This window comes from Vicinamibacterales bacterium (assembly GCA_041659285.1).
In the GTDB taxonomy this organism is placed as follows: domain Bacteria; phylum Acidobacteriota; class Vicinamibacteria; order Vicinamibacterales; family UBA2999; genus 12-FULL-67-14b.
On the sequence record JBAZYO010000002.1, the window covers coordinates 1 to 14,956 of the forward strand.

The window sequence follows — 14,956 nt, forward strand, 5'->3', positions numbered from 1 at the left end:
TTAGGTCTTAGGTCTTAGGTCTTAGGTCTTGGGTCTTGGGTCTTCTTCGCGGAGGCGACAAACAAACTTGGCCCCTTCACGTCCGCTTCGGTCGGCAGCGGTGTCATCACGGATTTCTCGAAGCCGGCGGCCTCGAGGTGCTTCTTCATGGTCTTGTCGGAGAAGCCGAGCCAGACATGCCCCATCTGCTGCTGGTATTCCTCGTGGTCGTGCGGGAGCATGTCGACGATCAGGACACGGCCGCCCGGCTTCAGCACGCGGCTCACCTCCGCTAGCGCCCGCGCCGGCTCGGGCACGTGGTGCAGCACCAGCGCCAGGATCGCCACGTCCAGCTGGCCATCGTCGATCGGCAGCGCTTCCATGTCGCCGCGGCGGACGTCCACTTGGTGGGCGCCCTTCAATCGCCTGCGCGCCGCCTGGACCATGTCGGTGGAGCCGTCGACGGCAATCACGCTGGCGACGTGAGGCGCGAGCAGCTCGCTGACCTGCCCGGTGCCGCACCCGAGGTCGCCGACGGTGAGCGTGGGATCGAGCAGGGCGAGCAAGGCGTGCAGGTGAAAGCGATCGCCGAACAGTTCGGCCCGCAGGTGATCCCACTGCCCCGACGCCGTCGCGAAGAAGGCCTGGGACTTCGAGCGGCGGCGCGACAGCACGCCTTTCAGCCGGCGCTCGTCCTGCTCGGCGCCGTTGGTGGACGACACCTGCTCGCGAATGAGCGGCCACAGCTGCTGCGCGCCGGGGTCCAGGTCTTCCAGCGTCATGCCGTAGAAGCGGCTGGTGCCATCCCGGCGGGACGCCACCCAGCCGTCGTCGGCCAGCGTCTTGAGGTGCCGGCTCACGGTGGACTGGGGCAGCTGGAGCACCGAGCAGATCTCGCTGACGGTCAGCTCGTGCCGCTCGAGGGGCAGGAGCATCCGGCAGCGGATCGGGTCGGCCAGCGCGGCCATATGGTCGAGGATCTGCGTGGACATTAATCCGTCAATCCGGATGGAAGCAATAATAACCCGGCGGTAAGCGGCCGTCAAGCCATGGCAGTATCGAGGCCATGCGAACCCGGCTGGCCCTCCTCGGCATCCTCCTGAGCCTCTCCGTCATCGCCGTACAAGCCTCGGTGACCGACGAACGCTACTGGGCGCAGTGGCGCGGACCATCCATGACGGGCGTCTCGCGGACCGCCAAGCCGCCGGTTGAATGGAGCGAGACCAAGAACGTCAAGTGGAAGGTCGAGATCCCCGGCCGCGGGTCGGCGTCACCGGTCGTGTGGGGCGACCGCATCTTCCTGCTGACCGCGGTGCCCGCCGGCGTGAGCGGCCCGGCCCAGCATGAGCCCCGCGGTGCGCTGCCGAAGCGCGGCGTCCATCAGTACAAAGTGCTGGCCATCGACCGGCAAACCGGCAAGACCGCCTGGGAGCGCGTCGCGCGCGAGGAAGAGCCGCACGAGGCGTCACATCAGGACAACGGGACCTGGGCGTCGAGTTCGGCGGTCACCGACGGTACGCATTTGTTTGCCTACTTCGAATCGCGCGGCCTCTATGCCTACGACATGCAGGGCACGCCGGTGTGGCAGACCGATTTCGGCGACAAGAAGATGCGCAACCAGTTCGGCGAGGGCTCGACGCCGGCGCTGCACGGCAACTACCTGGTCGTGGTGTGGGACCACATCGAGGGTCCGTCGTTCGTGATCACGCTCGACAAACGCACCGGCAAGGAACTGTGGCGGGCCACTCGTGACGAGATGGACACCTGGGCGACCCCGCTGGTCGTCGAGCACGAGGGCCGCCAGCAGGTGATCGTCAACGCGATGAACCGCGTGCGCAGTTACGACCTCGAGACCGGCAAGATTGTGTGGGAGGGGCCGGGCACCACCATGAACGTGATCCCGTCGCCGGTGTTCGGGCACGGCATGGTATTCATCATGAGCGGCTTCCGCGGCAACAACCTGAAGGCCATCAAGCTGGCTGACGCCAAGGGCGACATCAGCACGACCGGGGCCATCGCCTGGCAGCTCGATCGCGACACGCCCTACGTGCCGTCGCCGTTGCTCTACGACAACATCCTCTACTTCCTGAAGACCAACAACGGGCTGCTGTCGGCGTTCGACGCGGTGTCGGGCAAGCCCCATTATCAGGTCCAACGCATCGCAAAGGCGCCGGAGGTCTTCGCGTCGCCCGTTGGCGCGGATGGTCGCGTCTACATCGCGAGCCGCGACGGCACCACGACGGTCCTCAAGCACGGGCCGGCCTACGAGGTGCTGGCGGAAAACGTCCTCGACGACGGCTTCGATGCCTCGCCGGCACTCGTTGGCGGCGAAATCTATCTACGGGGCTTCCGCTACCTTTACCGGATCAGCGCCCCCTAACCGTCAGGGCAGCCAGTGCGAGAGAACTCGCTCGGCCGCGTCGAGGGACAGGGGCTTGGATAGGTAGTCGCTCATCCCGGCCTGGATGCATTTCTCACGATCCCCGGTCATGGCATCAGCCGTCAGGGCGATGATGGGGATGTCCTTGAACCGTCCGCCCATTCCACGAATAGCGGCGGTTGCCGCGAATCCGTCCATTTCTGGCATGTGCGAATCCATGAGGATAAGGGCGTATGTCTTGGATTCCAGCGACCGCAGCGCCTCGACCCCGTTGTCGACGGCATCCGATGCATAGCCAAGCTTCTCGACGATCAAGGTGGCCACGCGCTGATTAACGCGATTGTCCTCGACGATGAGGATTCTGCCGTCCTTCGCGGCGGCCGGGGCCACGCGGGACGCCACGCCCACGGCCGAGCCGGGGGCGTGCTTCGAGACCGCGTTCACGATCGCGTCGAACAATGAGGATTGGCGCACCGGTTTGGTCAAGCACGACTCCACTCCCTCATGGCGGGCTTCCTGCGACAGCCCCTTGCGGTCGACCGAAGTCATCATGATGATCGGCACGCCCGACATGGCCGGTTGCGCGTGAATGGCGTGTGCCAGTTCGAGGCCGTCCATCCCCGGCATCTGCAGGTCGATGAGGGCAAGACCGTACGCGTGGCCAGCGGCCGCGGCGCGCTCAAGTTCCGCCAAAGCCCCGACCCCATCCGCTTGTGAGGATCCGCGCATGCCCCAGGCTTCGAGGCGGCGCTTCAGGATCTCCCGGTTGGTGCCGTTGTCGTCGACCACCAGGACTCTGAGGGTAGCGAGGTCGGCGCCTGCCAGCCTGTCTGCATCCCCGCCGTCGCCCAATTCGAAGGGGACCTCGAACCAGAATGTCGCCCCTTGCCCCTCCACGCTTTCGACCCCGATGCGGCCCCCCATTTGCTCGACAATCCAACGCGAGATGGCCAGTCCCAGCCCGGTCCCGCCATAGCGGCGCGTCGTTGAGGCGTCGGCCTGCGAGAACGCCTGGAAGAGGCGTGACTGGGCTTCGGGAGGGATGCCGACGCCGGAATCCCTGACTTCGAATCGGATGGTGACGGTTCTCTCCGTCGCCGCCGTCTGGCGCGCGCTGAGCACGACCTCACCGCTCGGCGTGAACTTGATCGCGTTGTTGAGGAGGTTGCTGAGCACCTGGCGCAGGCGCCCGTCGTCACCGCGCAGGGCATTGGGCGTGTCGGACTCGATGGCCACGACGACCTCCAGTCCCTTCTCGTGCGCTTGGACGGCCACGAGCCTGCCGCAATCCTCCACGGTCCGCAGCAAGTCGAACCCCGACGACTCCAGGTCCATCTTGCCGGCCTCAAGCTTGGAGTAATCAAGGACGTTGTTGATGAGCGTCAAAAGGGTCTCGCCCCCAATGTTGCTCATCTTGGCGAACTCCGCCTGCTGGGCGGACAAGGGTGTATCGAGGAGGAGCTGGGTCATCCCGATCACAGCGTTGAGCGGAGTCCGGAGCTCGTGGCTCATGCAGGCGAGAAACTGGCCCTTCGCGACGGCGGCCGCCTCGGCTGCCTCGAGCGCGACCCCCAGTTCGCGCGTGCGCTCTTCGACGCGCGCCTCCAGTTCGGTGTTGGCCTCGCGAAGCCGGTCATCCGCCGCCTCGCGCGCCGACATCTCCAACTGCATCGGCCTGAGGATGAAGGCGTACAAGATCGGGACGAGAGCCAACACGAGCAGGCCAGCGTCGACCAGCGTCTCGAGCCAAGGGGACTCGAGACGGAGGGACGGAATCAGACTCATGATGACCATCTCGATCGTGAAGATCGAGAGCGCCACGGTCAGAGCCAGCCTGAGGGGAGGGGCCATAGGCTGAGAAGGATACTCACCAGACAGGCGGTCGTCGAGCGGGAAACTCCCGCCTCAAGGCAGCAGTTCGAAGCGCACGCCGCCGCCTGCAATCCGCAATAAAAGGAACCTAGGTAAGCGGCAAGAATGACGCAGGTTCAATTACCCTAGCTCGGCCTCGAGCCGCGTGACCAGGTCGTCGAGCTGCTTGGTGACCGCCCGCACGGTATCGGGCTGGGCCAGGTCGATGCCGGCGCGCCTGAGCAAGGTCATCGGGTGATCCGAGCCGCCCGCCCGGAGCAGGTCGAGGTAGCGAGCGACCGCGGCGGACCGCGCCGCAGCGTCGCTCGTGCCGCTGATCTCTTCCATCAACTTCGCGGTGGACGCAAAGCACGTCGCGTACTGATAGACGTAGTACGGCGACTGGAAGAAATGCGGGATGCGGGCCCAGGTGTGCTGCGCCCGCGTATCCGGCGACAGCGCGTCACCCCAGAATTCAGCCAGCCGCGCCGCGTAGATCCCGTCGAGCACGTCGGCGGTGATGGGTTGATCCTGCTCCACCAGCCGGTGCGCCTCGAGCTCGAAGTCGGCGAACAGCACCTGGTTGTAGAAGGTGCCGACAATGCCGTCGATGGCGTGCTGCAACAGCACGATGCGCTCGTCTCGGCTCTTCGCCCGCGCCAGCATGAATTCGAGCAGCAACGCCTCGTTCAGCGTGGACGGCACCTCCGCCACGAAGATCGTGTAGCCCGAGTAGACGAACGGCTGCGACTCCTGCGAGAGCAGCGTGTGCATGGAGTGGCCCAGCTCGTGCGCCAGCGTGAACACCGCGTCGAGGGTGTCGTTGTAGTTCATCAGCATGTACGGGTTGGCCCCGTAGACCGGCGCGGAATAGGCGCCGCTGCGCTTCCCCTGGTTCTCGTAGACGTCGATCCACCGATCGGCGAACGCCTTGCGCACGCGCGCCTGGTATGCCGGGCCGAGCGGCGCCACCGCCGCCACGATCCAATCCAGCACGTCGTCGTACTTGTAGTGCTCGTCGAACTCGACCAGCGGCGCGAAGGCGTCGTAGACGTAGTAGTCGGACACTCCGAGCACGCGCTTGCGCAGCTGGTGGTAGCGCCGGAACGGGGCGACGCCGCGCTTGGCCTCGCCGATCAGGTTCTCCACCACGCTGGTCGGGATGGCATTGCCGAACAAGGCGGAGTCGAGCGTGGACTTGTAGCCGCGCGCCCGCGCCTCGAACCAGTCGCCCTGCATGACGCCGTTGTAGATGGCGGCGTAGGTGTTGAGGTTCGCGGCGTAGGTGTCGTAGAGCGCCTCGTAGGCGAGCCGGCGGTCGCCCTGCGCGCGGCAGACCGTGAGCAACTTGCGGTACTGGCCGTAGCTGACCTGGGTGGACTCGCCGGTTGACAGCGTGATGGTCGGGAAGCGCGCATCGGCGGTGGACAGCGCGGCGTACGAGTCCCGGGGCACACTGCCCAGGCGATCCGACAGCGACAGCAGCTTCTCGCCTTGTTCGTTGAGGACGTGGGCCTGCAGGCGGAACACTTCCTCAATCGCGAAGCGATACACGGCGAGCGCCTCGGACGCGGCCAGCCACTGGCGGACGGTTTCGAGCGGCAGCTTCAACAGCTCGGGCTGGAACCACGAGGTGGCCTGCTGCCACCTGGCGATCAGCAACTGCACACGCTGACGGCGCGCATTGATGGTGTTGTTCCGCTGATCCTCGTCGTACTGCAGCGACGGGTAGTACCAGACGCGAAAGCTCAATTGGCCGAGCGCATCGCGGTCCTCCAGGGCGCGCAGCAGTTGCTCCGGCCCCTGCCCGAGGGTGCCCTCGTACTTCTTGTAGGCCTCGATACCGGCATCCAGATGGGCAAACGCCGTTTCCCACGCCGGCCAGTCGGGAAAGATCGAGGTGAGATCCCAGGTGTATTTCGGATCCAGGGCCTGGCGTTCGGGGACGACGGTCGGGGCTGAGGGCGATACCGGGGAAACCATTTTTGCGATCATATGGCAGGACGCGGCTCGCGTATGATGCGCGCATGGCAGAGACGCCCCAGTCCGGCTGGCACAACCCGAGTGCAAGACCGCAGGACGTCCGCGGCCCGCTAACCTACGACCAAATGGCCCATCGTCTCCGCGAAATGGAGGCGTTGTGCCGGGACATCTACGTCGTGGCGGCCGAACTCGGCCTGCCACGGCCCCTGCTGAACCGCTTGTGGGTGATCGCCGGCCAGGGCACCCCCCCGCAGGCCTTCGCGATGGACGACCGCGCGGCGACGGCGCAGGTCGCCAGCACCGTGGCGGTGCCGGCCCCGGAACACCCGCGCGCGCCCCTGGCGCCGCTGAAGCGCCGGCGCACGGTGCTGGTCGTGGACGATGACGCGATCATGCTGCAGGTGATCGAACGGATCCTGCAGAAGGAAAACTACCAGCTGCTCAAGGCCACGTCCGGCGCCGAGGCGTTGGAACTCATGACGACCCGGACCTCACTCGACCTCTTGATCACCGACGTCTCGATGCCAGAAATGAATGGGCCGCAACTGGCGGAACGGATCCGCGTCGCGTTCCCCGGCTTGCCGGTGCTGTATCAAACTGGCTTCAGCGACATGCTGTTCGATGAGCGGCCGGACCTCGGCGATCGCTCGGCCTTTCTCGAGAAGCCGTTCACGGCGCGCGGCCTGGTGGAAGCGGCCCGGCTCGTCCAGTTCGACTCGCTCACTCCTCGAGAATAGCGCCCAGTTCCCCAAGCAACGGACCGATGCGCTCGACGAACCGCGTGCGGGCGAGGGCCTGGGCCAGCGGCGCCGGCATCGGCACGGCCTCGCCAATCACCGGCTCGACGACTTCCGCGAACTTCGCCGGATGCGCGGTACTCAGCAGGTGCGTGGCCGCGCCGCGCACGGCGCCGAGATACGCGATCGCCGTGTGCGGGTCGGCAACGTAGTGATAGCGGCGGTGCAGTTCCTCGATCGCGCTCCTGACTTCGTCGTCGGTGTGCACGGTGCCGGTAATCATCTCGCGCATCTTCGAGCGGTCGTTGCCAAACAGCCACAGCAGCCGCTCGAAGTTGCTCGGGGCGCCGACGTCCATGGCGTTGGCAATGGTCGCCACCGACGGCCGCGGCTCGTAGACGCCGGATTCCAGATAGCGCGGCACGGTGTCGTTGACGTTGGTGGCGGCGACGAACCCGGCAATGGGGACACCCATGCGCCACGCCATCACGCCGGCCGCCAGGTTGCCGAAATTGCCGCTCGGCACCGACATCACGACGCGCGATCCCTCCGGCGCCTGCAACGTGGCGTAGGCGTAATAGAACATCTGGGGCACGAGGCGGCCCAGGCTGATCGAGTTGGCCGAGGTCAGGCGCACGCGCCGCCGGAGGGCCTGGTCCGCAAACGCCTCCTTCACCAGCCGCTGGCAGTCGTCGAAGGTCCCTGCCACCGCCACGGCGGTGACGTTGCCGCCCAAGGTCGTGAACTGCGCCTCCTGCACCTGGCTCACCTGGCCCTCCGGGTAGAGCACGACCACGCGCATCTGCGGCAGGCCCCAGAACGCCTGCGCCACGGCGCCGCCGGTGTCTCCAGACGTGGCGACCAGCACCGTCAAGGGCTCGCCTTCACCTTGGAGGTGTGACAGGAAGCGCGCGAGCGTGCGCGCGCCGACGTCCTTGAACGCGAACGTCGGCCCGTGAAACAACTCGACGACCTGCAGCGTGTCGGTGAGGCGAACGATCGGGACGGGAAAGTTGAGGGCCTCGGCGATCAGCACGGCCAACTCGTCGGCGTCGAACTCATCGCCGATCAACGCCTGCGCCATCGTCACCGCGACGTCCTGGAACGAGGCGCCGCGCAGCAACTGCCACCAGCCGCCGGGCCGCCGTTCGAGCGTCGCCGGCACGTACAACCCGCCGTCGGGCGCGAGTCCGGCCGCCACGGCTTCGCAGAAGGGAACGGCGGGCGCCTGCCCGCGCGTGCTGATGCAGATCATGAAATCACCCGCGCGCCCTGGCGGCCGACCAGAGACACCCACAAATCGGCGCCGACCGCGCTCTCCGCGTCGAAAGCCCGCTGCATGGCCTCACCTGCTTTCTTCGCCACCTCCAGGGAGCTGGCGAGCGCGAACACCGACGGGCCTGAACCCGACAAGCTGCACCCGAGGGCGCCGGCGGCCAGCGCGGCCGCCTTGACCGCGAAGAACCCTGGCACGAGCGGCGCGCGCTTGGGCTCCGCAATCACGTCTTCAAGCGACCGCGACAGCAGCGCGCGATCGCCGTTGAACAGGGCGGCGACGAGCGCGCCCACGTTCCCCCACTGGCGGACCGCATCCCGGAGCGGCACCTGGTCGCCGAGCAACGCCCGCGCGGTCCCCGTCTGCACCTCGACATGGGGATGCAGGACGGCGCACGCCAGGCCGTCGGGCACCGGCAAGCGAACGATATCGGGCGGATGCGCGCTGCGGGCGAGGATGAACCCGCCGTACAGTGACGGCGCCACGTTGTCGGGATGCGACGCCCCGCAACCCGCCATCTCGCCGGCCATGGCGCACGCCAGCAACACGTCGAGCGGCGCCGGCCGGCCCAGTAGTTCGTTGGCAGCCACCACCGCCGCGACCGCGCTGGCGCCGCTGCTGCCGATGCCGCTGGCCAGCGGCAGGCCTTTGTGGATGGTCAGCGCCACGCCCCGAGTCGTCTCCAGGCGCTGGAGCAGCGCCATCACCGCCGCGCCGGCGGTGTTTCTCGCCGGATCCCGCGGCAACCGGCCGGAATCGCCGTCGATCGCCAGGATGGTCACGCCGGGGCCGTCCTGCGGGGCCGCCTCGACCACGTCGCCTGGTTGGTCGAGGGCAAAGCCGAGCACGTCGAAGCCGCAGGCGACGTTCGACACCGACCCGGGCGCGTAGGCGGCAATCATTCGGCGCGAACCGGAATGGGCATGCCGTCGGCACCAACCGCCACCAGCACCACCTCCGCCTCGGTCACCTTGACGCGCTCGCCCTGCCCGGCGCCCCACCGTTCGGCCTCGACGAGCACCTTGACGGTGATCGAGGTGCGGCCGATCCGCGTCGTTTCGGTGAAGAAATTCACCAAATCGCCTACGAAGACGGGCGCGTGAAATTCCACGGCGTTCATGGCCTTGGTCACGTAGCGGTGGCTCGCGGTCTTTCGCGCCTCGACCGCCGACGCCAAGTCAACGTGGGAGAGGATGACACCGCCGAAGATGGTGCCAAGCGCGTTGGTGTCTTTTGGCAGCAAGAGCACCTTGATGGCGGGAACCCGGTCAGACATGCCAGAAGCTTAACGCCTCTCCGGCTAAAGCCGGAGGCTACATCTGGAGCCGGAGGCCACAGTTTTTTTCTGGCGAGCGAAAAAAATGAACCAGCTTCGTTTATTCTGTTTATCCAGAAGATGAGTACAGTCGCAGGCGGACGCCTGAGCGCGGGCACCAGCCCCGGGAGCACCCCTTGGTCGGCCACCGAAGCCGCCGAGTTATACGACGTCCCCCGTTGGGGGCAGGGTTATTTCTCGGTTGGCGAGCAAGGGCACCTGCAAGTCCACCCGAACAAGGATCCGCTCCGCGGCGTGGACCTCAAGCGGCTCATCGATCGCTTGCAGCTGCGCGGCCTCGCGGTCCCGATCCTCCTCCGCTTCACCGACATCCTCAAGCACCGGCTCGGCGAGATCCACGGCGCCTTCCAGAGCGCGATGGCCCAGAACCAGTACCAGGGCAAGTACATCTGTGTCTACCCGATCAAGGTAAACCAGCAGCGCCAGGTGGTCGAAGAGGTGCTGAACTTTGGCGCGCAGTACGGGTTCGGCCTGGAGGCCGGCAGCAAGCCGGAACTGCTGGCGGTGTCGGCCATGGCCAACAACGACACGCCGATCATCTGCAACGGCTTCAAGGACTACGAATTCATCGAGATGGCGATGCTGGCCCAGAAGATGGGCCGCCAGATCATCCCAGTAGTCGAGAAATTCACCGAACTCGAGCTGGTGCTCGAGTATGCGGAGAAAGTCGGCGTCCGCCCCAACATCGGCATGCGCGTCAAGCTGGCCGCCCGCGGCTCGGGCCGCTGGCAGTCGTCGGGCGGCTTCCGCTCGAAGTTCGGGCTCACGGTCACCGAAATCCTGCGCGGCTTCGAGGAATTAAAGAAGCGCGGCATGGAAGACTGCCTGAAGCTGCTCCATTTCCACCTGGGCAGCCAGATCACGCACATCCGCATCATCAAGGGCGCGCTCAACGAGGCGGCCCGCGTCTACTGCGAGCTGGCCAAGCAGGGCGCCGGCCTCGAATACCTGGACGTCGGCGGCGGCCTGGGCGTGGACTACGACGGCTCGCAGACCAACTTCGAGTCGTCGATGAACTACACCCTGCAGGAATACGCCAACGACGTCGTCTATCACATCCAGACGGTGTGCGACGAAGCGAGCGTGAAGCACCCGACGATCATCTCGGAGAGCGGGCGGGCGATCTCGGCCTACCACAGCATGTTGATCTTCAACGTGCTGGGCACGCTCAACTTCGGCGAGGAGAAGATCCCGACCGAGGTCAAGGAGGAGTTCGAACAGCCGCTGGTGGACCTGATCGAGGCCTATCACGGCGTGACGCAGCGCAACGCCACCGAGACCTACCACGACGCGCAGCAGGCGCTCGACATGGCCATGAACCTGTTCAGCGGCGGCTACTTGTCGCTCGAGCAACGCTCGCACGCCGAAAATCTCTACTGGGCCATCTGCGAGAAGATCAACAAGCTCTGCAAAGAGATGGCCGACATCCCGGAAGAGCTGAAGTCGCTGGAGGAGCTGCTCTCCGACACCTACTTCTGCAACTTCTCGCTGTTCCAGTCGATCCCCGACAGCTGGGCCATCAAGCAGCTCTTCCCGGTGATGCCGATCCATCGCCTCAACGAGCGACCGACCGAACACGCCGTGCTGAGCGACATCACCTGCGACTCCGATGGCAAGATCGACCAGTTCATCGACCGGCGCGACGTCAAGAAGACCATCCTGCTGCACCGGTTCGACGGCGAGCCGTATTACCTGGGCGTGTTCCTGGTGGGCGCCTACCAGGAAATCCTGGGCGACCTCCACAACCTGTTCGGTGACACCCACGCCGTGCACATCTCGCTCGGGGACAACGGCATCGACCACACCGAAGGCGCGCGCGTCGAGCACATCATCAAGGGCGACACCGTCCGCGAGGTGTTGAAGTACGTCGAGTTCGATCCGGAAATGCTGATGGGCAAGCTGCGGCGCGACGTCGAAGCGTCGGTGAACGCCGGCCGCATGGAAGACCCGCAGGCGGGACGCCTGCTGAAGTTCTACGAAGACGCCCTGCAGGGCTACACCTACCTCGAAGATCCTAACGCGGACTAGTCCGCCTAAAGGCGGACGCTACATCGATGTGGTGTCCGGCTTTAGCCGGACTATGCCCGGCGAGCCAAACGCAACTCCAAATGTCGCCGCACGTCCGGCCATTCACCGGCCAGGATGCTGTACATCACGCTGTCACGCACGGTGCCGTCCCGCCGCGCCTGGTGATGGCGCAACACGCCGTCCTTCTTCGCCCCGATCCCCTCAATCGCCTTCTGCGACGCGAAGTTAAAGTTGTCGGTCCGGAGGCCCACCACGCGGCAACCGAGCGTGTCGAACGCGTGCGCGAGCAGCAGCAGCTTGCAGGAGGTGTTGACGTGGCTCTTCTGGCAGCGCGCGGCGTACCAGGTATAGCCAATCTCGACGCGATCGATCGCCGGCACGATGTCGTGGTAACGCGTGCTGCCGACGAGGGCGCCGGTGGCGAGGTCGCGAACGGCCCAGGGCAGCATGTGGCCGTCCTGCTGGCCCTTGAGCGCATCGGCGATGTACTGGCGGGCACCCGCCGCATCCGGCACCGACGTGAACCAGAGGTTCCACAACTCCCCGTCGGCGGCGGCCGCCACTAGCCCGTCATGGTGGTCCGGCGTGAGCGGTTCCAGGCGGACGCCGCGGCGTTCGAGGGTGACGGGGGTGGGCGCGGTCATTTCGGCAGGGCGTATTCGAAGACGTAGGAGTGCTTGCCGCCTTCGATGATGATGTCCATCCTGCCGGTCAGGCCCACCAGTTCGCCGGTGCCTGAGTCAGGCACGACGGTGATGGTCAGCGACGGCTTGCCGCGGTCCATGATGCCCGTGTGCTGCAGCGCGAAGCTGCCCTTCTTGCCGTGCAGGGTGCCCGTGACGCGCTCGACCGCCGAATAGGCGGCCGACTCCTTCACGGTGATGCCCGCCGCAGTGATCATCTCGCCCTTGCTCACGCCGTCAAGGTCGCCCTTGAACTGCTTGTCGATGGACATGCGGCCAAGGTTGGGCCCCTCGGGCGTGCTGTCGTTGCCGGCCGGCGCCAGCTTCACGTCGAACGTCCCGGTTGCTGGTGTCATCACTGCCTTCTGTTCCGCAAAGACGGGAGCCAGGCACAAGGCCACGGCTCCGGCGGCGATCAGCGCCTTCATCCTATTCACCCGGCTTGTAGGTCCGCTCGGTGTGGCCGTCCAGCTGCGGACGGTAGAAGTAGACGTCGCGCAGGTTGCCGGTCGCGTAGCGGTCCGCCTGGTCGTTGAAGTGCTTCGAGCCCGGCACGCTGTTGACGCCGCCGGCGGTCACCGCCCTGGCCTTCACCTGATCGCCAAACTCGATCACGGCGACGAAGCTGTTGCCGCTGGTGCCGTACCACTTCTTGGTGCCAGGGTAGGCGCGGGCGCCGAACGATGCCAGCGAACCCCAGCGCGCCGACGCGAACATCACCGGCGTGCTCGGCTTCGCATCGTCGAACACCTGGACGATGTCGGCGCTGTTGCGCTGGAAGCGGTTGATGTCGCCCCACGGGGTCTGCCACTTGCCGAAATCCGCCTGCAGTTTGTCCGCGGCCGCCGCCAACGACTCGAGCCGCTGTTGTGGCGTGGCCTTGGTGCGCATGTAGGCGTAGACGTTCATGCCGGCCTTGCGGGCTTCGGGGCTCACCCGCTGCCACAGGTCCTCGCCGTAGAAGATCGCCACGGAGGTCGGAACCGACGTCACCGACCAGCGATAGTCCCAGTCCTTGAGCACGGCAATCTGATCCGCGACCTTGGCCTTGAGGGGGTTCGACGCCGGCGCCTGGGCATGGGCCTTGAGCAACAGCGGAATCTGGATGTCGAACTCGGGCAGGTAGCTGTCGTAGGCGGCGCCGATCAGCGATTCGAGCGTAAAGCCCTTCTTGCCGTCGAGCACGCGGATGGCATGCACGCCACGGGGGTTCTCGCTGCCCGAGTCCACGTAGGCCGGGTAGTCTTTCTGCTTGGGGCTGTTCGCACCAGCCGCCGAGAACGGGTAGTTGTTGGTGTTGTAGACCCAGCCGTTCGGCGGGTTGACGGAGTTGGGCGATTCGTCGAACGACAGCAGGCCGTTCCATTCCGTCGCGGGGTTGGTGCCGTCCACCGGCTTGGTCCAATCGAACTTGGTGTCGCGCTTGGGGATGAAGTTCGAGTGGAAGTAGGCGATGTTGCCGTCGGCGTCCGCGTACAGCGTGTTGTTCGACGAGTTGGTGTGGAGCGCCATCACCTTCTTGTACTCTTCCAGGCCGCGCGCCTTGGTGCGCGAGTACGACTGGTTGAGCGCCTTGAGCGGTTCGTTCATCAGCCGGACGCTCACCCACTTGCCGTCAACGGAGCGGACGATGGGACCGCGGTGCGTCTTGTAGACGGTGAATTCTTTCTTGGCCATGCCGCTGGCGGACTTGTACGGCACCGTGATCGTCGACGCCACAAGCGGACGCTCCTCGGTGCCGACGCGATAGGTATAGCTGCCGTCCGCCTTCTTGGTGACGGTCTCGAGGTACTCGTCGATGTTGTCAACGCTGCTCGAGGTGTGCATCCAGCCGGCCTTGTCGTTGAAGCCCTGGTAGATGAAGAACTGTCCCCAGGTCAGCGCGCCGTAGGCGTTCAACCCCTCTTCGCTCACCATCTGCGCTTCTTCGCGGAAGAAGAACGAGGTGTGCGGGTTGATCAACAACTGCGCTTTGCCCGACGCCGTGTTGGCGCCGGCGATGGCCATGCCGTTGGACCCGGTCGGTTCAGCGGGCGGCGCGAGGAAGTCGGTCGAGTCGAAGCGGGCGGTGCTGACCGGCGGCGCGGCGGCACCATAGAAGGCCTCGAGCTGGCCGATGTTCACGCGCTCGATGTCACCGCCGATGCTGCCCTCGCTGAAGCTGAGCGCCATCCACGGTTCGAACTTCGTAATCACGCGCGGCTTCACGTTGGGATGCGTGTGGAGGTAAAAGTTCAGGCCGTCGGCCCAGCCGTCCATCAGCGCCTTGAGCCACGGTTCCGCCTTGGCGTAGTCGGCCTTCAGGTTCTCCGGGGCGATAAAGAGCTTCATCCGGAGGTCGCGGTAGATCTCGGCTTCGCCTTCCGCTTCGGCCAGGCGGCCCTGTGAGTTGATGAAGTTGGTTTCGACCCGGTTAAAGTCGTCTTCCGCCTGCGCGTACATCAACCCGAACACGACGTCGGCGTCGGTCTTGCCGTAGATGTGCGGGATGCCCCAATCGTCGCGAATGATGGTCACGCCCTGCGCGCGCGTTTGCCACGCGGCCACTTCGGGGCTGACCGGAGGCGCGACCGGCTGGGAGGAACAGGAGGCCAGCGCGATGACAAGAATGAGAGCAAGGTTCTTCATGGCCCCGAAATTCTAACAGGAGATAAGGAGATCAAGAGAAAAGCTTCTCCTGATCTCCTTCGCCTCCTGTTAAGA

At 65.7% G+C, this 14,956-nt stretch carries 12 protein-coding genes; 3 read left to right on the forward strand and 9 right to left on the reverse strand.

Annotated features, from left to right (window positions below; translation table 11 throughout):
* Window positions 1–14: 14 nt before the first annotated feature.
* A complete protein-coding gene (locus WC815_02635; protein ID MFA5907651.1) occupies window positions 15–971 on the reverse strand; it encodes a metalloregulator ArsR/SmtB family transcription factor in 957 nt (318 codons plus the stop codon).
* A gap of 74 nt (window positions 972–1,045) precedes the next feature.
* Between WC815_02635 and WC815_02640 the strand changes: the two genes are divergently transcribed.
* Window positions 1,046–2,359, forward strand: a complete 1,314-nt coding sequence (locus WC815_02640; GenBank protein ID MFA5907652.1) for a PQQ-binding-like beta-propeller repeat protein — start codon at window positions 1,046–1,048, stop codon at window positions 2,357–2,359.
* A 3-nt stretch (window positions 2,360–2,362) separates the two neighbouring features.
* Here WC815_02640 and WC815_02645 read toward each other — a convergent pair whose 3' ends face one another.
* Both WC815_02645 and pepF read right to left on the reverse strand, forming a co-directional pair.
* Entirely contained in the window at window positions 2,363–4,180 is a 1,818-nt protein-coding gene (locus WC815_02645; protein ID MFA5907653.1) for a response regulator, read from the reverse strand.
* A gap of 171 nt (window positions 4,181–4,351) precedes the next feature.
* Complete coding sequence (gene pepF, locus WC815_02650) at window positions 4,352–6,193, reverse strand: oligoendopeptidase F (GenBank protein MFA5907654.1); 1,842 nt, start codon at window positions 6,191–6,193, stop codon at window positions 4,352–4,354.
* Window positions 6,194–6,237: 44 nt separating this feature from the next.
* Between pepF and WC815_02655 the strand changes: the two genes are divergently transcribed.
* Window positions 6,238–6,930 carry a response regulator gene (locus tag WC815_02655; GenBank protein MFA5907655.1) on the forward strand — a complete coding sequence of 231 codons (693 nt, stop codon included), beginning with the start codon at window positions 6,238–6,240 and terminating at the stop codon, window positions 6,928–6,930.
* Here the strand turns inward: WC815_02655 and thrC are convergent.
* Genes thrC through WC815_02670 form a run of 3 tightly spaced genes read right to left on the reverse strand, consistent with a single transcriptional unit; the run spans window position 6,914 to window position 9,482 of the window.
* Complete coding sequence (gene thrC, locus WC815_02660) at window positions 6,914–8,185, reverse strand: threonine synthase (protein ID MFA5907656.1); 1,272 nt, start codon at window positions 8,183–8,185, stop codon at window positions 6,914–6,916. The two genes, WC815_02655 and thrC, sit on opposite strands and share 17 nt — an antisense overlap.
* The gene (locus WC815_02665) at window positions 8,182–9,108 is read right to left on the reverse strand and encodes a homoserine kinase (GenBank protein ID MFA5907657.1); all 927 of its coding nucleotides are present in this window, start codon (window positions 9,106–9,108) and stop codon (window positions 8,182–8,184) included. Before WC815_02665 ends, thrC begins: the two co-directional genes overlap by 4 nt.
* Complete coding sequence (locus WC815_02670; protein MFA5907658.1) at window positions 9,105–9,482, reverse strand: hotdog domain-containing protein; 378 nt, start codon at window positions 9,480–9,482, stop codon at window positions 9,105–9,107. Before WC815_02670 ends, WC815_02665 begins: the two co-directional genes overlap by 4 nt.
* A 120-nt stretch (window positions 9,483–9,602) precedes the next feature.
* On the opposite strand from WC815_02670, the gene speA reads away from it, so the two are divergent.
* Window positions 9,603–11,570, forward strand: coding sequence for a biosynthetic arginine decarboxylase (speA, locus tag WC815_02675; GenBank protein MFA5907659.1), 1,968 nt, complete (start codon window positions 9,603–9,605; stop codon window positions 11,568–11,570).
* Between the two features lie 50 nt (window positions 11,571–11,620).
* Here speA and WC815_02680 read toward each other — a convergent pair whose 3' ends face one another.
* Genes WC815_02680 through WC815_02690 form a run of 3 tightly spaced genes read right to left on the reverse strand, consistent with a single transcriptional unit; the run spans window position 11,621 to window position 14,881 of the window.
* Entirely contained in the window at window positions 11,621–12,214 is a 594-nt protein-coding gene (locus tag WC815_02680) for a GNAT family N-acetyltransferase (protein ID MFA5907660.1), read from the reverse strand.
* Window positions 12,211–12,681, reverse strand: a complete 471-nt coding sequence (locus WC815_02685; protein ID MFA5907661.1) for a DUF3224 domain-containing protein — start codon at window positions 12,679–12,681, stop codon at window positions 12,211–12,213. The genes WC815_02680 and WC815_02685 overlap by 4 nt, the downstream gene beginning before the upstream one ends.
* A gap of 1 nt (window position 12,682) precedes the next feature.
* Window positions 12,683–14,881 (reverse strand): penicillin acylase family protein, encoded by a 2,199-nt coding sequence (locus WC815_02690; GenBank protein ID MFA5907662.1) that lies wholly within the window; start codon window positions 14,879–14,881, stop codon window positions 12,683–12,685.
* Between the last annotated feature and the right edge of the window lie 75 nt (window positions 14,882–14,956).